Origin of the sequence: Sphingomonas sp. 1185 (assembly GCF_040544655.1) — a bacterium.
Taxonomy (GTDB): Bacteria; Pseudomonadota; Alphaproteobacteria; order Sphingomonadales; family Sphingomonadaceae; genus Sphingomonas.
The window spans coordinates 17,997-39,076 of record NZ_JBEPKL010000030.1; the positions used below are offsets into that span (position 1 = coordinate 17,997).

At 64.5% G+C, this 21,080-nt stretch carries 10 protein-coding genes; 6 read left to right on the top strand and 4 right to left on the bottom strand.

Annotated features, from left to right (window positions below):
- Positions 1-50: 50 nt before the first annotated feature.
- Positions 51-503, bottom strand: coding sequence for an Lrp/AsnC family transcriptional regulator (locus ABIC44_RS16330; protein ID WP_354296578.1), 453 nt, complete (start codon positions 501-503; stop codon positions 51-53).
- Positions 490-2,403, bottom strand: a complete 1,914-nt coding sequence (locus ABIC44_RS16335) for an isoaspartyl peptidase/L-asparaginase (RefSeq protein ID WP_354296579.1) — start codon at positions 2,401-2,403, stop codon at positions 490-492. Before ABIC44_RS16335 ends, ABIC44_RS16330 begins: the two co-directional genes overlap by 14 nt.
- A gap of 178 nt (positions 2,404-2,581) precedes the next feature.
- Here ABIC44_RS16335 and ABIC44_RS16340 point away from each other — a divergent pair, with 178 nt between their 5' ends.
- Positions 2,582-5,335: a TonB-dependent receptor domain-containing protein gene (locus ABIC44_RS16340; protein ID WP_354296580.1), complete on the top strand. Its 2,754-nt coding sequence runs from the start codon at positions 2,582-2,584 to the stop codon at positions 5,333-5,335.
- A 28-nt stretch (positions 5,336-5,363) separates the two neighbouring features.
- Here ABIC44_RS16340 and ABIC44_RS16345 read toward each other — a convergent pair whose 3' ends face one another.
- Positions 5,364-6,332: a LysR substrate-binding domain-containing protein gene (locus ABIC44_RS16345; protein WP_354296581.1), complete on the bottom strand. Its 969-nt coding sequence runs from the start codon at positions 6,330-6,332 to the stop codon at positions 5,364-5,366.
- Between the two features lie 647 nt (positions 6,333-6,979).
- Between ABIC44_RS16345 and proA the strand changes: the two genes are divergently transcribed.
- The 3 genes from proA to ABIC44_RS16360 are packed head-to-tail and all read left to right on the top strand — an operon-like array spanning position 6,980 to position 16,730.
- On the top strand, positions 6,980-12,982 hold the full coding sequence (proA, locus tag ABIC44_RS16350) for an anti-phage protein ProA (RefSeq protein WP_354296582.1): 6,003 nt from the start codon (positions 6,980-6,982) through the stop codon (positions 12,980-12,982).
- Positions 12,983-12,984: 2 nt separating this feature from the next.
- Positions 12,985-14,109 (top strand): metallophosphoesterase family protein, encoded by a 1,125-nt coding sequence (locus tag ABIC44_RS16355; RefSeq protein WP_354296583.1) that lies wholly within the window; start codon positions 12,985-12,987, stop codon positions 14,107-14,109.
- Positions 14,106-16,730: an AAA family ATPase gene (locus ABIC44_RS16360; protein WP_354296584.1), complete on the top strand. Its 2,625-nt coding sequence runs from the start codon at positions 14,106-14,108 to the stop codon at positions 16,728-16,730. Before ABIC44_RS16355 ends, ABIC44_RS16360 begins: the two co-directional genes overlap by 4 nt.
- On the opposite strand, the gene ABIC44_RS16365 is transcribed toward ABIC44_RS16360, so the two are convergent.
- Positions 16,651-17,202: a glycoside hydrolase family 97 C-terminal domain-containing protein gene (locus ABIC44_RS16365; protein WP_354296598.1), complete on the bottom strand. Its 552-nt coding sequence runs from the start codon at positions 17,200-17,202 to the stop codon at positions 16,651-16,653. The genes ABIC44_RS16360 and ABIC44_RS16365 overlap by 80 nt on opposite strands.
- Before the next feature lie 1,544 nt (positions 17,203-18,746).
- Here ABIC44_RS16365 and ABIC44_RS16370 point away from each other — a divergent pair.
- On the top strand, positions 18,747-19,079 hold the full coding sequence (locus ABIC44_RS16370) for a hypothetical protein (protein WP_354296585.1): 333 nt from the start codon (positions 18,747-18,749) through the stop codon (positions 19,077-19,079).
- Complete coding sequence (locus ABIC44_RS16375) at positions 19,076-20,791, top strand: hypothetical protein (RefSeq protein WP_354296586.1); 1,716 nt, start codon at positions 19,076-19,078, stop codon at positions 20,789-20,791. Before ABIC44_RS16370 ends, ABIC44_RS16375 begins: the two co-directional genes overlap by 4 nt.
- Positions 20,792-21,080 lie beyond the last annotated feature (289 nt).

A 21,080-nucleotide genomic window follows, 5' to 3' on the forward strand; every position in this document is an offset into this window, starting at 1 on the left:
CGTTGGGGATAGCCCGTATCCCCGCGAGGCATGGTCAAGGACGCGAAGCCCTACCGCCTCAACCGCGTCGCCAGCACGACGGCCGACATCGTTCTCCCGATCCCTTCCAGTCGCCCGATCGCGTCAATCACGTCATTCAACCGCTCCAGGCTGGGTGCCTCCACCAAAGCGATCAGGTCATATTCGCCCGCAATTGCATAGACTCCGGTCAGTTCGGGGATCGCCGCCAGCGCCTCGCTCGTCTCGTCCAACAGCTTGGGCAGCGTCGTCATCATCACATGCGCGCGTACCATGCGCCGGTCATGCGCCTCACCCAGCCGCACGGTATAACCGTCGATCGTCCCGTCCTGCTCCATGCGCGCGATGCTGGCGTAGACATGCGCGCGCGACACATTCAGCACATGCGCCAGTTCCGATACCGGAACGCGCGAATCCTGCCGCAACAGCGCCAGCAATCGCGCGTCCAGCTCGCGCTTCGAAGGATTGAGGTTATCGGCCGACATCCGTTTCTCCCGCATAGATGGCGGTACGTGGGGGTTGGTCGTCCGATATGCTACCACGATACATGCCGTCGCTGTTCATTGCGAAGGCGATGTGACCGCTGCCGTCCATCGCGATCAGCCCACCATCTCCGCCAATCTCGCCCACTTCCTCGATCGTGTCGCCAGCCGCCGTGGCGATGTCCTGCCCCTTCCACTGGACCCGGTCGCAAATTTGGCGCGCAGCGGCCTGCCGGATGAAGAATTCGCCAGTGCCGGTCGCCGACACCGCGCATGTATGGTCCACCGCATAGGTACCGGCCCCGATAATCGGTGAATCGCCGATCCGGCCCCAGCGCTTTCCAGTCAGCCCGCCAGTCGAAGTCGCGGCGGCCAGGTGCCCGCGCTGATCGCGCGCCACCGCGCCGACCGTGCCGAAGCGGTGCGTCGGGTCGAGAGCCGCGTGTATCTTGTCCCGCTTCCAATCCAGATATTCGCGCCAGCGCTTTTCAGTACGGAAATAGGATGGATCAACCTGTTCCACCCCCTGCTCGCGCGCGAACTGGTCCGCGCCCGCCCCGGTCAGCAGGACGTGGCGGCTATGTTCCATCACCGCGCGGGCCAGCACGACGGGGTTCTTGGTCGCACTCACCCCGGCCACTGCGCCCGCGCGCAGCGTTGCGCCGTCCATGATCGCCGCGTCGAGCTGATTCTTGCCCTCCGCATCGAACACCGCGCCACGCCCGGCATTAAAATTGGGATCGTCCTCCAGCACCTGCACCGCGGCCTGTACCGCATCAAGGCTGCTACCGCCCTTCGTCAGCACTGCTGATCCGGCGGCCAGCGCCGCGTTCAGCCCGCTGCGATAGGCACGTTCCTGTTCCGGCGTCAGCGAACCCCTGGGAATCACGCCCGCCCCACCATGAATCGCCAGCGACCAATGGCCGCCCGGCGGCAGCGGTACGTCGATCAGCCTGCCCGCAACCACCTTTGCCGTGCCGACGAACGCCGGCTTCGGCACCGTCATTGTGTTGAGGTCGATCATGCTTTCGGGTGCGATGCCGGTGATGCGAATATCTGCCCAATCTAGCGCCTTGCCGGGGGCCAACTTCGGTGTCCCTTGTGGCTGCACCAGCCAGGCATGGGTATTCGCCGGCCCGTAATAGGTCGCCTGTCCGTCCGCGTCGACACACAGCGTACCCGCTTCATCGACGCCCAGCCCGATGGCGGCCGGATCTCCGGTCGCGCGTGCCTTTGCGACGAAGGCGATCAGCCGCCCCAGCCGGTCGCGCTCATTGAAATGCGTGTCGGTGATGACATGGGCCAGGCGCGGCATGTGCAGGAAATCGCGGACCAGCGTCACCGCATCGCTCAGCGGGTCGGACAGCGCCTTGAACGAATCGATGCTACCGCCGTCCATCGCGCCATAGGCGGTGCCGCCCAGCACGGCGAGGCCCGCACTGGTGCCCGCGATCGGCTTGCCCGCCGCGACATGCGCGTCCAGTGCGCGGGCGACCGGCGTTCCCTGCCAGAAGCGGACATATTTCGCCTGGTCGCCACCCGCCAGGAAGATGCCGTCAGCCTTGGCGATCGCCGCGAGTATGCGCGGGTCGGTCGAAGCCGCGCGATCGGTAAACAGGATGGTCGACACCGATTGGACACCCGCCATCTCGGTGAACATCTCGCGTCCGCCCTCGCCATCGCTCGATGCGCGCAGGATCAGGATATGACCATAGCCCGCCTTCTTCGCAAACCACTGGAAGGCCTGCTTGTCCCAGTCGCCGCCGCCCATCAGCATCAGGCCCTGCGACGTGGCGGCGGGCCGGGGCTTGGCCGGATCGCCGGTCACGAAAAAGCGTGCCCCCGCGACCGCGGCGGTCGCCGCCTGTTGCCCCGCCGCCGGCACAGCCGACGCAATCCCCACGCATATCAACGCGATACCCAGACCATAATGTCGCAAGGCCACACCCCCATCAAAATAATCGAACGACCATCCAATATGACGATTTTATATTTCAATTTGCAAGAAGTCCATGTCATTATGATTGCATATCGGGGCAAAAATTGGGGGCTTTATTATGCGAGGGAACCGAATCGTACGCTTGCTGACGGGTGCGGGGATGATGGCGATGGCGGGCGGCGCGATGGCGCAGGAATTGCCCGCAAACACGCCGATCGCGAATGCGTCGGATGAGATCACCGTCCTGGGGTCGCGCATCCCGCGCGTGCAGAAGGAAGGACCTGCACCGGTCACCATCGTCACGTCGGACGATATCCTGAAGGGCGGCTTCCTGAGCGTTCCCGACGTGCTACGTAGCCTGACCCAGAATAGCGGCGAGACGCAGGGCCAGCAGAGTGCCTCGGGTGCCAGTTTCAGCCCCGGCGCGCAGCAGGTCGACCTGCGCGGCCTCGGCCCCAATCATACGCTGGTGCTGGTCAACGGCCGCCGCATCGCCGACTTTCCCCTGCCGTTTCAGGGGAATAGCAACTTCACCGACATCTCTAACATTCCGGTCGGGCTGATCGACCGGGTCGAGGTGCTGAGCGGCAGCGCCTCGGCGATCTACGGGTCGGATGCGATCGCCGGTGTCGTCAATTTCCAGCTGAAGACAAAGGCCGACGGCACCCGCATCGATATGCGTTACAGCGATACCGAACAGGGCGGTGGCGCGGCATACCGATTGATGGCGACGACCGGCTGGGAAACCGGCGGCTTCCATGGTGTCGCTGGCATCGAACTCCTGAACCAGCGACCGCTATGGCAATATCAGCGCAAGCGGCAGGATTCGACGGCCGACAACCCGACTACGGCGACTCCGCTGGCGCAGCGCGTCTTCCTGCGATCCGACGAGAGTTCGAACTATATCGATCCGGGCCAGGCGACGTGCAGCGCGCTGTCGGGGCTGGACCAAGGTAGCATCTATTACGCCAATCGCCGCCGGTACGGCCAGTTCTGTGGCAGCAACCAATCGGTCGCCTATGGCACGATGATTTCGGACCGCAAGTCGCTCACGGCCTACAGTTCCATGGGCTATGATCTGGGCGGCGGCACCGAATTGTTCGCCGACCTGCAATTCAGCGTGTCAAAGCTGAAGCTCTTCCGCCGGATGAAGAGCTGGTATTATGTGTCGCCTGACGGAAATGAGGAAGGCACCTTCTTCAACCCGAACCTGTCGCGCGATGCGACCAGCAGCGGTTTGCAGCTCGACAACTGGACGCGCCAGTTCACGCCGGAGGAGATGGGCGGGTTTCAAAACGGCATGACCCGCAATCGGTCGATCACCTTCAACATCACGCCCGGCATTCGCGGTCAGTTCGGCGCGAACGAAAAGTGGAAATACGAGGTGTCGTTCAATCACGCGCAGTACACGTCGCGCGTCACCTTCCCCGAAATCGTCATCTCGAAATCGAACGCATTGTTCCTCGGGCCGCAGCAAGGGGTCGATCCGGTCACCGGCTATGCGATCTTCAATGCCGATCCCCGCCGCCTGTACACCCCGCTGACGCCGCAGGAATATCGCTCGATCTCGGTCGATTCGCTCTATCGTCCGCGCTCGTGGACCGACACGCTGTCCGCTTCGCTCAACACGACCGATCTGTTCCAACTGCCCGCCGGTCCAGTCGGCTTCGCGCTTGTCGCGGAGGCGGGCAAGCAGGGCTATGAATTGCGTCCCGATCCGCTGACCCTGACCAACTATTATGTCGGGCTGGTCGATTCGGACGGCAGCGGGTCGCGCAATCGCTGGGGCCTCGGCTATGAATTCCGCGTGCCGGTGCTGTCGTTCCTGCAACTGAGCACCGCCGGCCGCTACGATTCCTTTCACATCGCCGGCAACACTTTCGGGCGTTTCACTTATAATATTGGTAGCGAATTGCGTCCGACCAGGCGGCTGCTCTTGCGTGCCGCCTACGGCACCGGCTTCCGCGCGCCCGACCTGAACTATGTCTTCCGTGGGCCGGGTAACACTCATCCCTCCGCGACCGATTATTATCTATGCCGGACCAACGAGCCGAACAAGACCATCGGCGATTGCAGCTATTCCGACCAGACGATCATCGCCCGCAAGCAAGGCAATCGCCAACTCCGGCCGGAAACCTCGACCTCGTTCACCGGCGGGGTGGTGTGGCAACCATCGAACCGGATCGACGTGTCGGTCGATTATTTCCAGGTCAAGATGAAGAACCAGGTGCTCGACATCAACGTCGATTCGGTGCTGCGCAATGAGTCGCAATGCCGAGCGGGCGGCGATCTCGACCCGTCGTCGCCCACCTGTCGTGACGCCATCGCGCGCGTGGTCCGCTATGCCAGCGGCGCGCTCACCGGACGGCTACAGGCGGTGAAGGTCAATCCGATCAACGTCGCCGAGGAAACCACCGACGGCATCGATATAGCCGCCAATTTTCGCCTACCGACCGCCGCGATCGGTGATTTCACCCTGTCGGGCGGCTATACCTACGTCTTCAATCACACGGTACGGCAATATCCGGGCGATCCGATCATCGACAAGTTCCGGGTCGATAGCAATTTCGACATTCCACGCGAGAAAGGCACGGCTAGCCTGACGTGGAGCCTTGGCGACTTCTCGACCACGCTCACCGGCATGCGGTTGGGCAAGCTGCCCAATTACGACCAGCGCGCCTTCATCAAGGCGAGCTATCTGTTCAACCTGTCGGCGCGCTACGATCTGAACGAACGCCTCCGCGTGACCGGGACCGTCACAAACCTGTTCGACCAAGCGCCGATCCACGATCCGACCTATGCGTCTTATCCCTATTACGACATTTCGTGGTTCGACGGCATCGGTCGAAGCTATGCCGTGCAGCTGACGTGGAAGATGGGCGGTAAACCGCTCTGATCCCTTACGGAAAGCCTGATCAGCAGCCTCAAGCTTCCGCCCTGGCTTCATCCAGCAGCCAGTGGCGGAAGCGGTCGAACAACGGGCTGCCGCGGCGGCTACGCGGCCACACCAGATAATAGGCTTCCGAGGCGCTGAGCGTGACATCAACCGGTGTCACCAATGCCCCCGATTGCAGTTCCGGACGAATCAGGAAGGACGGGATCAGCGCCATGCCCATTCCCGCTGCCGCGGCATGGGCCAGCATCAGGAAATGTTCGTATACCGGTCCGTCACCGATCGCGGCATTAGCCATCCCGGCGGCGGCGAACCAGCGGTCCCACGCATCGGGCCGGGCCTCCAGCGACAACAGCGCGTGCGGCAACAGGTCGACGGGCGTCGCCACTGGATTGCGCGCCAGCCAGTCCGGCGAACAGACGGCCACGACATCTTCATGGAACAGCAGCGCATGGTCCGCGCCGGGCCAATCGGGCAGGCCAAAATGAATCGCCGCATCGAACCGCTCCTCAGCGAAATCGAACGGATGGGACCGTGCGGCGAAGTTCACCAGCAATTCGGGATGCCGCGCGGTCAGACCCGGGAGGCGCGGCGCCAGCCAGCGCATCCCGAAACTGGGCAGCGTCGCAATGGTCAGCGCGCGGTCGGCAACCGGCGTCAGCAACCGCCGCGTGGCGCTCCGCAACCGCTCGACCGCCGGCCCCACCGCGTCGGCATAAGCGAGCGCCGCCGGGGTCGGGGTCACTCGCCGCCCGCGCCGCTCGAATAGCGGAACCCCCAACCACCCTTCCAGCAGCGCGATCTGGCGACTGATCGCACTCTGGGTCAGTGCCATTCGCTGCGCCGCGCGCGAAAAGCTGCTGGTTTCCACCGCAGCCAGGAAACTGGCGAGCGCTGGCAACGGCGGCAGCTCGCGACGGTGGATGTCATGATGATCGCTGGGCATGAAGAGCGGACTGGATCCGGTAGCATTACGTCGGTTCAAACGCTGACATTCCACGCCTGAAACAGCAAGGAAATCATGCCGCGAGCGTACCGGAACCGAGACTCAATCAGTGATCGACTGCTGGCTTCGCGGACATCGGAAGAGTGTTTTGGAACCGAAGGGTTTGAATGAACGGTACGCTGAAGCTGGCAAGCTATTGGTCTGCCGCTCACTTAACCGCGTTTTCGCCGCTTCATTATGACGATCGGTGCCCATCACTGTCCGGCCCGCTGCGGACGAAATGACATGAATCCGGAGCTTTTCATGATGGCGCGCCCGAGGTGAAAGCGATGGGCACTCGGATCATTGGGAAATTCTGGTGCCGAGGGCGACCGGCGTGATGATCAAGGCATCCTGATGCGGACATCCTGATCGCTGGCCCTGGTCGTGCCACCCGCATTCGATCTTTAGGTCGAGTCGGCATTTAGCACTGCTTTTTCTTCTCTCTCCTTGTGAAAGGGGAAGATCCCGCAGACTCCGGCTTCGCGTAGCAAAGGCTTGGTCGGAGTTGGGTGAGGGGCGGGCGCGGATGCGGGCGTTGTTCTGCCCACCGCGTCGTTTCTCCATTTTCTGTCGGGATGAGGTATCACCCAAATGGGATTTAATTTCATCTTTTAATGAGGAAAATGATTGTCTAGCCTTGCCCCCGGCAAGGGGGCTGCATGCAGAATTCTGACGCGGGCAATTTCGACCGATCGAGCCTCGACCGGCCTCAGGAGAAAAGGCCGGTACTCGTAGCGGACATCGCTGGAAGTTTCACCTATGCTTCCTACCAGAATGCGATACCTGTTGTTCGCGGGATAAGAATCGAAAACGCCGATGGCCGACATCATGAAAACATCCGGCTTGAGCTCGCGTCGTCACCTGCTTTCCTCAGGGCGAAATCCTGGACCATCGATCGGCTCGCGCCGGGTGATAGCCTGTCCATCAGTGATCGGAAGATCGAACTCGATGCTGGGTATCTGGCGGGTCTCAACGAAGCCGAGCGCGGCGAAATCACCCTCCGCTTAGCTGCGGGCGACCAGTTGCTGGACGAACAACGCGTCCCTGTCCGCCTGCTGGCGCGGGACGAATGGGGTGGCGTTGCCGATATGGCACAACTCCTGCCCGCCTTTGTAATGCCCAACGATCCTGCCGTCGGGCGCATCTTGCGCAGCGCAGCCGACCGTTTGGCGGAGCACGGCCATCCCAGCGGTCTTGATGGCTATCAGTCCGGCGATCCGCAGCGTGCCTATATGCTGACGGCCGCGATCTATTCCGCAATCGCGGCAATGGCGGTGCATTACGCCGAGCCGCCCGCCAGTTTCGAGGCACGCGGGCAGAAGGTGCGCCGCCCCGCGACGATCGCCGACGAACGATTGGGGACGTGTCTCGATACCACCTTGCTGTTCGCCGCTGCATTGGAAGGCGCAGGCCTGTATCCCGTCATCCTGCTGTTTGATGGCCATGCAGCCGTCGGTGTCTGGCTGACCAAGCGGACGTTTGGCAACACCGTCGAAACCGATCAGATGGATGTTCGCAAAGCGCTCGCTTCACGGGAGCTCATCGTGTTTGAAACGACGGGCGTTACCCATCGACCGGCCATGGCGATGGACGTGGCGCAACGTGCGCTCGATCACCGCATGAGTGAAGATGAAGCGGCGGCCTTCGTCGCCGCGATCGACGTGCGTCGTGCGCGCAGCGGCGGCATCACGCCGCTCGCCTCGCACGACGCCAAGCCGGTCAGTGACCCCGGGCAAGACGGAGACGCAGTCCTGGGCGCCGCTCTGTCGCTGCCGTCCGCACCATCTTTCAATGACCTGCCTGATATGCAGGTAGAGGAAAAGCCGACGACGGCAGCGGGACGGATTGATCGCTGGCAGAAGAAGCTGCTCGATCTCACCCTCCGCAACCGGCTGCTGAACTTCCCGGATTCAAAGAAGACGATCCCGTTCCTCTGCACCGATGTCGCCTATCTGGAAGACAGGCTGTCGGATGGTGCGGCGATTCAGATCGTGTCACTCCCGCAACAGAACCCGCTCGGCGAGCGCGATGCAGCGCTGTATCGCGAAGTGCATGGCCGGGACCTGCACCGCGGTTTTGCTGCGGAGGCGTTAGCGCGAGACGAGCTGCCATCGCTGCTTGATGGCCGCCAACTTGAGTCGCGGTTGATTGACCTGCACCGGCAGGTGCGCAACGATTTCGCGGAGGGTGGCGCGAACACGCTGTTCCTCGCGGTCGGCTTTCTACGCTGGAAGAAGAAGCCGGAGGATCAGCGCAGCTATCGCGCACCACTATTGCTGATCCCTGTCAAGCTGGAGCGGCGCAGCGCCACCGCACCGTTCCGCCTTCGCTTTCATGAGGACGAGCCGCGCTTCAATGCGACGCTGCTGCAATTTCTGGAGCGTGACTTCGACCTGAAGCTGCCGCAGTTCGGCGGCGAACTGCCACGGGACGATAGCGGCATCGATGTGCCGCGCGTGTTGGCGGCGATGCGACAGGCGGTCCGGGACGTGCCCGGCATGGAGGTCGTTGACGAGACGGCGCTGTCGACCTTCAGTTTTGCCAAATTCCTGATGTGGAAGGATCTTGTCGAGCGGACCGAAGCGCTGCGGGAAAATCGGGTCGTCCGCCATCTGATCGATACGCCGGACAAGCCGTTCGGCGATGGCCAGCCCGCCATCCGCGACGAGGGCGAGCTCGATCGTGTCTATGCTCCGGCAGATATCATCTGCCTGCTGCCATCGGATTCTTCCCAGACCGCCGCCAGCTTGGCGGCGGCGGAAGGCCGTGATTTCGTGATCGTCGGACCACCTGGTACGGGCAAGAGCCAGACGATCGCCAACATGATCGCGAACTGCTTGGGCGTGGGAAAGACGGTGCTGTTCGTCGCCGAGAAGACGGCAGCGCTGGACGTGGTGTATCGCCGCCTGCGCGAACATGGGCTGGGCGACCATTGCATCGAACTCCATTCGAACAAGTCCGATCGTCGGCATTTCCTGGCGCAGTTGAAGGCGGCGTGGGAGCATCGAGGGCAGATCGATCCAGCGGAATGGATCACGGTCAACGACCGGCTGAAGCTGCGTCGCGATACGCTGAACGCGTATGTCGAGGCGCTTCACAAAAGCTATCCGAGTGGCTGGACGCCTTATTTGGCGCTCGGGGTGGCCCTGCGGGGAGCAGCGGAGCCCGCGCCGGATTTCGGTTGGCCCAAGGGGCAGGTTCATGACACCGTCACTCTGGCCGCACTCGAAGAACTGGCGGGCGAGATAGGGCTGGTCTTCGCCTCGGTTGAACGTCGTCCGGCGCTGGACCTGGTCGATATTGATGAGCCGGGCACGGCGCGGCAGGACGAACTGCTCGCCGCTGGACAATCCCTGCGCAACGCCGCCGATCTGCTGAGCCAGGCGCTGGATGCCTATCGCGGTGTGCTTGGCCTGGCCGCTTCCGATCAGCCCGTGACATCGAGGGTCGCGACGCTGGGTGATTTGGCCGCAGCGCTGGAGGCCGGACGGGATCGTGACCTGTCGATCGCGTTCCATCCCGATTTCGCGCGGACAAGCGATGAAGTGGCCGCGCTGACGACCGCCATCGAGCTGTACCGGGATGCCGAACAGCAATTGAGTGCGCCCTTTGCGATCGCCAGCGTGCGGGCCATGGATTTGACCGCACTGGATCATCAGTGGCGTGAAGCGAGCGCCTCGATCTGGCCGCTTTCGGCTTTGGGGCGGCGCAAGGTCGCCAACATGCTGCAAGGTTATGCGGACGGTGGGACGGTGGAGCCGGACGAGGATCTGCCCGTACTTCTGCGGATGAAGGAGCAACTGGCGGCGATCGAACATATGCCGCTGAAGGACCGGCAACTTCCGGTCGCGGGCCTCGACACCGATCCGACGGCGCTGCGCGCGATCCTGGAGGGTGCGGGTGAGTTACGGGCGGCTTTGCGGACGGATGGCTGGGGTCCGGGCGAAGCGGAGATCATCGGCAGGCGTGTCGCCGCCGCCATGCGGGATCGCGACAGCAGCCGCGGCCTCTGGCAGAGCGGCTCCCGATTACTTGCCGCACGGCAGGGTTTCGACGCGGCGCGCTCGCGCTTCGCCAAGGCCGCGGGACGGGACGTCTCGTTGGGTGAGGGCCCGGCGGCGCTGTCGGATCTGGCGGCAAGCCTGACGGCATTGGCCGATGCACGCCACTTGCTACGGGACTGGTCGGCTTGGTGCCGTATCCGCAACCGAGCGGTGGCCTCGGGACTGGGCGCGTTGGTCGAGCAGATCGAGGGCGGCGTCGTTCCCGCCGGTCAGGCACGCGCCGCTTTCCGTCTTGGCTATGCCCGATGGTGGCTGCCGACGGTGCTCGACAGCGAGCCGGTGCTGCGCGATTTCCGACGCTTCCAGCATGAAAATGCGATCGACGAATTTCGTGAGATCGACGATCTGGTCCGCACCCACGCGACCGGCCGCGTCGTGAGCGCCCTGGCGCATGGTCTGCCGGCCGTACAGAGCGTGCCGCGCAATTCCGAACTCGGTTTGCTGCGCTACCAGATGGAACTGCAGCGCCCGAGTCAGTCGATCCGCGACCTGATAGGCAAGATGCCGGAGAACTTTTCGAAGCTGGCGCCCTGCATGTTGATGTCGCCCCTGTCGATCGCGCAGTACCTGCCGCCCAACCAGGCCCTGTTCGACGTGGTCATCTTCGACGAGGCATCGCAGATCACGACATGGGACGCGGTCGGCGCGATCGCGCGCGGCCGTCAGACAATCATCGTCGGCGATCCCAAGCAGTTGCCGCCGACCAACTTCTTCGGCAGCAACGAGGAGGACGAGGAGGTCGCCGATCATGAAAAGGACATGGAAAGCATCCTCGACGAAGCCAAGGCGTCCGGTATTCCGGTGCGCGACCTGCGCTGGCACTATCGCAGCCGCAGCGAATCGCTGATCGCCTTCTCAAACCACCATTATTATCACAACCGCCTCGTCACGTTCCCGTCGCCGCAGGTGGACGACCGGGCGGTGCGCCTGCACAAGGTGCCCAACGGCGTCTATGATCGTGGCAAGACCCGCACCAATCGGATCGAGGCGCAGGCGGTGGCGGACGAGGCGGTCGCACGGATGCGCGCATGGCTTGGTCTGCCGGAGAAGAGCCGTCCGACGTTGGGGATCATCACGTTCAATGCGCAGCAGCAGTCTTTGATCCTCGACCTGCTGGATCTCGCCCGCCGCGACGAACCCGCGCTCGAATGGTTCTTCGCGGATGACCGGGTCGAAGCGACGATCGTCAAGAATCTGGAAAATGTGCAGGGCGACGAACGCGACGTCATCCTCTTCTCGATCACCTTCTGGAAGGATGCGGCGGGCAAGCTGACCATGGATTTCGGTGCCCTAAACCGGGACGGTGGCGAGCGACGGTTGAACGTGGCGGTGACGCGCGCGCGGCAGGAGCTGATCGTCTTCTCCGGCTTCACCGCCGATCAGATCGATCCCACGCGCACCAAGGCGCTGGCGGTCCACCACCTCAAGACCTTCCTGGATTATGCTGAGCGTGGTGCCATCGCGCTGCCGGCCGAGACGGCCGGTTCGGTCGGCGGGTTCGACTCTCCCTTCGAGGAAGCGGTGGCAGCGCAACTGGAGCAACGCGGCTGGGTCGTCGTGCCGCAGGTCGGCATTTCGGGCTTCCGTATCGACTTGGGTATCCGCCATCCCGATCTGGCGGGCGCCTATCTGGCGGGTGTCGAATGCGACGGCGCCACCTATCACAGCGCGGCGACGGCGCGGGACCGCGACAAGGTTCGCGAACAGGTGCTGACCGGGCTCGGCTGGAACATGCTTCGCGTGTGGTCGACCGACTGGTGGTATGACAGCACAGGGTGCGCCGAGCGGTTGCACGCGGCGCTCGAGGCATTGCTCGAGCACAGCCGCGCCACCCGCGCCGATCCGGTGGCCGAAGCACATTGGACCATGGGCCATGAGGTCGAGGGGATAGAGGGTATTCGCGACGACGCAGCCGCCCTTCCAGTCGAAGCGGTGAAGTCTGCCCCCGGCCGCATCGAGGTGGAACTCGTCGCTACCGAGGTCGCGCCTCCCGCCATCGAGATACAGTTTGCCGGTGCCCATCCGGTTCCGGCGATCACGCTGCCTTCGGTACAGCCGGACGATCGTTATCGTCTCACGGACCTGGGTAGTTTCCCCGTCGATCCCACCCGATTCTTCGACTTCGCCTATCGCGATACCCTGCGCGACATGATCGTCGCCGTCATGGATGCGGAGAGTCCGTTGCGAACCGATATCCTGTACCAGCGCATTGCCAGGGCCCATGGCTGGTTGCGCACCGGTGGAAAGATCCGCGAGCGCATCGACATGCATCTTCATGATTTCGAGCGGACGCAGGAATCGAGCGGCGAGTTCATCTGGAAGCCGGGCGAGGTGGTCGACTTCCGATCCTATCGCGCGCCAGGCGGGGACGACGCACGGCGGGCCATCCCGGACATTCCGCTCGCGGAATTGTCTGCGGCGGTGCGGGCGCATCCCGCTTTGCTCGACGAACCCGATCCGGCGCGCGAGCTGGCCCGATTGCTGGGCGTCGAACGATTGGCCGCCGGATCACGGGCTCGGTTGGAAGAAGCGATTGCGCGGTGCCGCGAGGCTGCCACGACCGCAACCATGACCACCACGACGCCGGGAGCAGCATGACCATGACGCGTTTCCTGCATTCGAGCGATCTGCACCTGGGCAAGCGGTTCGGGAATTTCGCTGGCGACCTGCCAAGCCGCCTCCGGGAGGCGCGCCATGCGGTTCTCGGCACCCTTGCACGGCACGCCCGCGAAAATGGCGTCGACACGATTCTGTTGGCGGGGGACACGTTCGACACGGAAACGCCCGCGGCCGATGTGCGGCGGCAGGCGCTGACCGAGATGGCGCATCATGTGCCGATCCGGTGGGTGATTCTGCCCGGCAATCACGATTCGCTGCAGGCAACCGAGCTTTGGGCACAGTTGGCGCGCGAGGTGCCGGCCAATGTCGTCCTTGCGACCACGGCGCATCCGATCCCCTTGGCGGACGGCGCAGTGCTGTTGCCCGCGCCGTGCACATTTCGACGACCGGGCAAGGATCTGAGCGACTGGATGGACAGTGCTCCCACGCCGGAGGGGGCCATCCGCATCGGGCTGGCGCACGGTGCCATCCAGAGCTTCTCCGAGGAGGCGTTAAGCGATGACGTGATCGCGCCGGATCGGGCGCGCCGAGCCGGTCTCGACTATCTGGCGCTGGGGGACTGGCATGGTGCCATGGCTGTCGATCCTCGCACCCATTACAGCGGCGCGCCGGAACAGGATCAGTTCAAGCACGAGCGACCGGGCACCGCCTTGCTGGTCGACATCGCGGCAGCCGGTGCCGTTCCCACCGTGAGCCCGCTTCCGACCGGAACATTCACCTGGCGCACATTCGACCTGCATCTATTGGCGGGGGACGATCCAGAAGCGGGCTTGGCGGCCTTGTTGCCTGATATGCGGGATCGGCGGCAGACGCTGGCCCGGATCAGGGTAGACGGACGGGCCAGGCTGGTCGCGCGGACGGCCCTGCTGTCCGCCTATGGGCAGGTCGCCCCCGATTTCGCGTGGCTCGATCTGGACGAAGTCGGTCTGGCGACTGAATGCGATGTGGACGATCTGGACCAAATTGACCGCGCCGGTGCCCTCCGGGAAGCCGCCGACATGCTACTCGCCGAGAGCACCGATACTGCCCAGTCGGCCGAAGCCCGCGCGGTGGCCAGTGCCGCCCTGTCGCGTCTGTACGACTATGCCCAGCGAGTGACATCATGAAGATCGACGCGCTCCGGTTTCACAACGTCAAGCGCTTCGGCGGGCGTGGCGTCGCGATCGAGGGGATCGGCGACGGCGTCAATGTGCTGTGTGCCGCCAACGAATTCGGCAAGTCGACCAGCTTCGAGGCGCTGCACGGCCTGTTCTTCCTGCCGCATTCCAGCACGGCGGGCGGTGTCAGGAACCTGCGCCCCTATAGCGGCGGCAATCCCCTGGTCGAAACGGATATAGCGGTCGGCGGGGCGCGGTATCGGCTGACCAAGAAATATTACAGCGGCGGCTTCGCCAAGGTTGTCGACCTTGCATCGGGGCAGTTGATCGCCCAGGCCGACGAAGCCGAGAACTTCATCACGCGGTTGATCCAGGGCGGCGCGGGTGGCCCGGCCGGGTTGCTCTGGGTGCGCCAGGGCGTGACGGGGATCGAAACGCGCAGTCGGACAGAGGAAGAGAGCGACCGTCAGGTCCGCACCAGCCTGCTCGAATCGGTGCAGGGCGAGGTCGAGGCGATGACGGGTGGCCGCCGCATGGCAGGAGTCATCGCCGCCGCGACGCAGGCCACCGCCGAACTGGTCACCGCAACCGGCAAGCCCAAGGCGGGCGGGCGTTACGCGACCGCGATAGCGTTGCGTGACCGGTTGGCGGAAGAGGCGCTGCAGCTGGAGAAGGAGGTCGCGGCACTACGGAGCGAGCTAGACCAGCGCAGCCTCGCCCAGCGCAGGCTGGCCGAGCTGGAGCAGCCCGATGCGCGCGACAGCCGGAAGCGGGACATTGAGAAAGCTGAGGCGGCCTTCGAAGCCGCCAAATCGCAGGCCGATCGCCTGAAGACCCTGCATGCCGAGCTGGGGTTGGCGCGGGAGCGGCGGGACATTGCCCTGCGGGACCTTCGTCAGTTTGATGGCGCATTGGCGGATGCCCGTGCCCTGGCCGAGGACAATCGCGACGCGCATCGCCGCCGGGACGAGGCCGTCGAACGGCGGCGCTCGACCAGCGACATCATCGCCAGGGCGCAAGCCGATGGCGAAGCCGCCGAACAGGAGGAGATTGACGCCCGTACCCTGCTCGAACGTCTCGACGCGGCGAGCAAGGCGCGTGAAGCGGCGGAGCGCCGGGTGGAAATGGAAGAGCGGCTGCGGCACGGCGAGCAGCTGCGCGACACGATCGAAGGATGCGAAGCCCAGCTGTCCGGCCTTCGCCTGCCGAAGGGCGCCGTCGACGAACTGGCCGATCTCGATATCGAGATCGTTCGTCTTCGCGCAGTGCAGGATGCGGCGCGTCCTTCGGTCCGGATCGCCTATGATCCCGCTGCCAGCGCGCGGGTGACGATGGCGGGTGTTGCCCTGAGCGATGGGGAGGAGCGCGGCTATGACGTTCAGGCGCAACTGATCGCGCCGGGCCTGGGCACCATCACGCTGCGCTCCAACAGGGCAGAGCGTGATGACACACGCCTGACCCAGGCGGAGGGACAGCGCCAGACGCTGCTGGCATCGATGGGGGTCGCCGATCTGGCCACCGCCCGTGCCCAGGAAGTACGGGTGCAGGGAATCGAGGCGCAGGCCAATGAAGCCCGAGCGCGGCTGTCGATCGTAGCGCCCGATGGGGTCGATGCCTTGCGCCAAGCCGTGGCCGTACTAGCCGACATCGCCCCTGCGGACGGCGATCTGGAAGCGGACCCGGCCGAGGTTCGCTCCCAGCGCGAGGCTGCCGTGCAACGCCGCCGTGAGGCAGTGCAGGTCATACGCGCCACCGAACCTGCGCGCGCCCACGCCGATGAGGCCTTTGTCGCTGCCGAAACGCGACTGGCTAGCCTGCGCACGCGGGAGGAGCAGGTCGTCGCGATCCTAGGCCCCGCTGAAGGGCGCGAGGCGCGTCAGCAGGAACTGACCGAGCGTCTGGCGGATCGTGAAGCCGTACTGACGAAAGCGCAGCAGGCGCATGACGAACATGCCGCAGCTGCGATCGACCTCGACGCGGCGGATGCTGCCCTTCGACGCGTTCGCTCGGTGGAACAGGCCGCCGCCATCGAGGCCCAGCAGCTTCGGGAAAATATCGCGGGATGGAGTGCACGCATTGCCACGAAATCCGAGGAGGCCGTCGAGGAACGCTGGCGCGAGACGCTGGAAGCGCGCGACGCCGCTCAGGTCCGTGTGACGGCTTTCGAGCAGGAGGTCGCCGTCCTGTCACGGCTCACCCAAGCGCTGGAATCAGCTCGTGCCGATGCCAGCGAACTTTATTTGAAGCCGGTGATGAACGAACTGCGCCCGCTGCTCGGTCTGCTGTTCGATGACGTTGCCATCACCTTCGACGATCGCACATTACTGCCGCATAAGATTACACGAAGCGGTCAGGAAGAGGATGTCGACCGCCTTAGCGGGGGCATGCGCGAGCAACTGTCGGTCCTGACCCGCCTGGCCTTTGCGCGCCTGTTGGCACGTGACGGTCGCCCGGCACCCGTCATTCTTGACGATGCGCTGGTCTATTCGGACGACGACCGCATCGAACGCATGTTCGACGCGCTTCACAGGCAGGCTCGGGACCAGCAGATCATCGTCTTCTCATGCCGTCAGCGGGCTTTCCAGAAATTGGGTGGAAATGTCCTGCAGATGATCGATTGGGTGCCCTGAGGCGAGCGATCGACCGGCGGCTTGGAAGACAAAACCTTCGAAACCTGATGGCTTGCCCACCGCCGGACGCAAGATCGAGCGACAGCTGGTCTCCGGCGGTAACCATCTGCTGCCGGATCGCCAGTTTATCCGGGGCGGTGCGCCAGTCGGCGCCCGGGCCATCGGCATAGATGGTCGCCTCGTACCGCGCGCCCTTGTCCAGAAAGTCGAGCGGCACCGTCAGGCGGCGCGCCGTGTCGCTGGTGATCGCACCCAGATACCAGTCGAGGCTGTTCCGGTCGCGCCGCGCGACGACGGCATATTCGCCGATCTTTCCCTGCAGCGTGCGGCTGTCCTCCCAGTCTGTCGGAACGTCACGGATGAAGCGGAAGGCGTCGGCGTGCTCGTCATAGTGTTCGGGCAGGTCGGTACTGGCTCCGGCAGGACGATCCGCTACGATGGCGCGATGGAGTTCCTCGCGCAGCAGATCAATCCGCCAGCATCTTGGGAGACGTTCGAGGAACTGTGCCGGGCGCTATTCGCGGCAATCTGGAACGATCCGCTGGCGCAGCGCCATGGCCGAAGCGGTCAGGCGCAGCATGGCGTCGACATCCACGGTGCGCGGCCCGACAGCCCCGGTGAGACGCTCGGCGTCCAGTGCAAGGGCAAGGACCGGAATTTCGGCAAGAAGCCGACTACGTGCGAATTCGATGCTGAGCTTGCCAAGGCGGAAGGCTTCGTGCCCACCCTGGCGGGCTGGACCTTCGCCACGACCTTTGCCGACGACGCTAAGCTCCAGGCGCATGCGCTAGCGGTGTCACGGCAGCGCATCGCCGCCGGCAAATTCCCGGTGAATGCGCTCGGCTGGAACAGCCTGGTGTCGCAGTTGGCCCAGCATCCAGCGGTTATTGAGCAATTCTATCCTGGGCTTGGCGTCCAGCTGCCCCAATTGATGGCGACGCTCGCAACGTTGCCCGAACTTGTGATCGACGCGCTCGGAACGGCGCCGCCAGACCAAGCCGAGGAAGCGTGGATTGAGGAGCGCTTCGATCAGGCGCGCGATCTTGGCCCGGCGCTGCTCGGGCGGCCGCTCGGGGCTGCCGATGTCAGCGCCTGCCCCGAATTGCCCCAGGTCGACCGGCTATGGCGCGAACTCGAAGCAGGGTTCAGCGCGCGGCTGGTAGCAACGGCGGGTGCCGGCAAGTCGGTGTGCTCATTGCAGCTAGCGAAGCGTGCGCATGACAAGGGCTGGCGGGTGCTGCGGCTCAAGGATCCCGCAGTTGGCGCCCTCTCCCTTGCACCCGGCAATCAGCCGACCCTGCGCATCATCGACGATGCCCATCTGACGGACCCACAATTGCTGCGCCGTGCCGAGGAAGCGGAACGGCTGGCCGAGATCAAGCGAAGGGCGCGTAACGCCAAGGGGCGATTACTGTCGGCCACGCGATCAGAGCAGTGGCACCGCATGGCGCTCGCGTGGCTCGAACGCGATGTGGGATATACGGGCGAAATGGCGGCGGCGCGCGTCTGGCTGCGCCACCAGCCGCTCGACGCTTATATTGAGCTGGTCGCACCCTTCGCCGCCGCGATGCCAGGCGCCACGATCATCGCGGCCGAGGTCGCGGCGGTCCGTGCCCATCTCGACGAGTGGACGAAGCGCGGGGAGGCGCTACTGCTCGACCGCGCAGCCCGCGCCTATGCGGAGGACGTCGCGGGCTTTCGCGTCTGGCAGCGTGATCATCCGGACAGCAATGCATGGCGGCGCAAGGCGATGACGAAATCGCAGGGATTCCTGATCGGGCGGATGGTGGCCGCGCTCGATCTCGAGCCGCCCGCGCGGATGAATCGCGGTGAGGCGCACGACTGGATCGAACAGCGCGGCGGGAATCCGCGGCTCGTCGGCCTGCCGATTGATTCCGATACGCCGCGCGGGCCGTCGCACTTCTCGTCGGAGGTCACAGCTGCGTCGACCGGTGAGGTTTCCAGCGCAACCGATCACCGCTCGCTCGGCGACGCGGGCCATCGAGGGGACGCGGCATGACCGACATCCTCGACGAATTCCGCACGGTCGTCGTCGGCGGCCGCGTCGAGCGCTTCCATGGCTACGACGCGCTAGCGCGTCGTGCCGAGGAACTGATCGGCCGGATGCAGCAGATCGAGATCGCTCTGGGTGCGACCCCGCCGGGATCGGAAAAGGACTGGCATGATCTGGCGGCCGCCGCCGAAGCACTGGTCGCCATCACCGCGGCGCAGGAGCAATGGCTCGCCGATCACGATGCCGCGCTCGGCCGCGCGATCGAGCAGGCGCGCAGCGACATACGATCCCTCAACGTTCAGGAAGGTAAGGCGGACGCGGGAGACGTGGCATGAGCATCATCGACGAAATCGCCGCAGCGGTCGCGCAGGCCGGCCTCGACGACGGCATTGATCCGTCCGTCGGTCTGCGGTGTGGCTGGGACTATTGGGTGCCGGGCCAGCCGCTGACCGATGGCTGCGGCATCGCTCGCACGCCACACCGCCTTCCCATCGACCTGGACCCGCTGCCCGAAGGCGCCGTTGCGATCATCGACGGTACGATGACCGCGGCGCAACTCGTCGGATCGATCTGGCGGCAGATCATGATCCGCCCGCGCGATCCTCGCGCAGCCATGGGCCATGACCAGTTCGCCGTCAGCAGCATGGCCGCGCATTGCGGACGTGCCGAGCATCTGGTCACGCTGGTCGGTCATTCGCCCCGCGACTTGGCGATCTATCTCGACGACCTGCGACTGCGCGACCGTGCGGTCTTCGACCGGGTGATCGCCAAGGACTTCAAGGGCGCGATCGCGCTGCGCCCGACGATCGCCGATGATCCGTGGCCCGACCGCGTGCGCGCGTTGTGGGAAGCGCCGGAGGCGGACTATCTCCCGCCCTTCCTCGTCGCCGTCCTTTACGCCGAACTTGCCCGCCTGGCCGTCAACCACGACGGGCTTCTCGTCATGGCATTCGACGGAGGCATCGAGCTCTCGACGCGGCGCTTCGTGCCCCGCGTCCCGCTGGCGGGCGGTCCCCATCAACCGTCAGCGATCAAGCGGGCGATCGAGATGCTGCCCTATCAGTCGATCGCCCTGAGTGCGCCGGGGACCATCCTGCAGCGCGGCGATGCCGAAGCGGCAGCGGCCTGGGCCAAGGTCTGCGCCGCAAGCCTGTCGGCGATGGCCGAAGAGCGGGAGGGTCTCGATATCGCGCCCGCCACGCCCCAACAGGCGAAGGCGATCGCCCGCGATTTCGAGGCCCATCCCGCCTTCTGGCTGGAACAGCGCAACGATCACGGATGGTCGCGCCAGAACCGCCCCGCCGCGACATATTGGGGGCTGGATTGGCGCCAGCACGCCTCGGTCGGGCTGGTGGAGATCATGATGACGGCCCAGGACTGGAACCGTCGCTGCCGGCCGGGGGGACGGAAGCTCAGCACCATGTCGATGCGGCGCGTGTCCTGGGCGATCGCGACGATCAGCTATGCATGGATGACGGAGAATAACCCGGCTGCCGCGGTCTGGCTGTTGCGGCAGGCGCAGGGCAAGAACGAAGATCCGCTCGGCGCGTTCAGCCCCTTCGCGATGGACGATATCCTCAAGGAGAAGTCGGGAAACACGCTGCGCAAGAAAGCCCTTGCGCTGGTTGCCGATCGGCCGAAGCCGGGCGAACTGGGCTACACGGCGCGCTATCAGGCCCATTTGTGGCTCAACGACCGTGGGGACGACATCGCGCATTACCGGCAGTATAAGTGGGACGCGATCATGGGGTACCATAAGGCGAAGGCGGGTATCTTGCCCAAGATCCTCCGGGATACGAGCCGAGTGCCCGAAGAAGTGGCCGCGGTTTTGGGGCGAGCACATGGCGTATCGCCGATTCACGGTGGCATCGGACATAACCGGCCGCCATCCTCCGCCATGACCGACGACATTGCTGCCGCTCGCGGCGCGCAGAACTTCGGCATGATGATCTCGCCCCCGTCGACTGATCTGATGCGCGAAATGCTGTCACGAAAGCGGAAGCACGCGCCGAAAAAGAAGAAGAAGGCGAAGACCAAAACGCGATGACCCCGTCCGTGCCACTCGCTTTCAGCGGATGGCATGGACGGCAATCCGTCGGACGCCAATCGTCCGACACTTGGTCGATCGTCACTGCCTTCCGCTGGTTAGCAGTGGGGTGAAATCAAACCGTTCCGGCTGCCGGTGCGGCGTCGATATGCGGGTGACGGCGCATATGGCCAATAGCGTGTCGGCGCAGATGAACCCGGCAATTTGAGTGAGGCGGCTTTCCTACAAGGATGATATTTCGGGAATCATCGGTCGGGCTGAAAATGTGCGTCCGCCGCGTGACATGGGC

What these genes read in the sequence shown, in the direction of transcription:
- ABIC44_RS16330 (WP_354296578.1), bottom strand. Translation starts at nt 503, where the DNA reads ATGTCGGCCGATAACCTCAATCCTTCGAAGCGCGAGCTGGACGCGCGA.
- proA (WP_354296582.1), top strand. Translation starts at nt 6,980, where the DNA reads ATGCAGAATTCTGACGCGGGCAATTTCGACCGATCGAGCCTCGACCGG.
- ABIC44_RS16355 (WP_354296583.1), top strand. Translation starts at nt 12,985, where the DNA reads ATGACGCGTTTCCTGCATTCGAGCGATCTGCACCTGGGCAAGCGGTTC.
- ABIC44_RS16360 (WP_354296584.1), top strand. Translation starts at nt 14,106, where the DNA reads ATGAAGATCGACGCGCTCCGGTTTCACAACGTCAAGCGCTTCGGCGGG.
- ABIC44_RS16370 (WP_354296585.1), top strand. Translation starts at nt 18,747, where the DNA reads ATGACCGACATCCTCGACGAATTCCGCACGGTCGTCGTCGGCGGCCGC.
- ABIC44_RS16375 (WP_354296586.1), top strand. Translation starts at nt 19,076, where the DNA reads ATGAGCATCATCGACGAAATCGCCGCAGCGGTCGCGCAGGCCGGCCTC.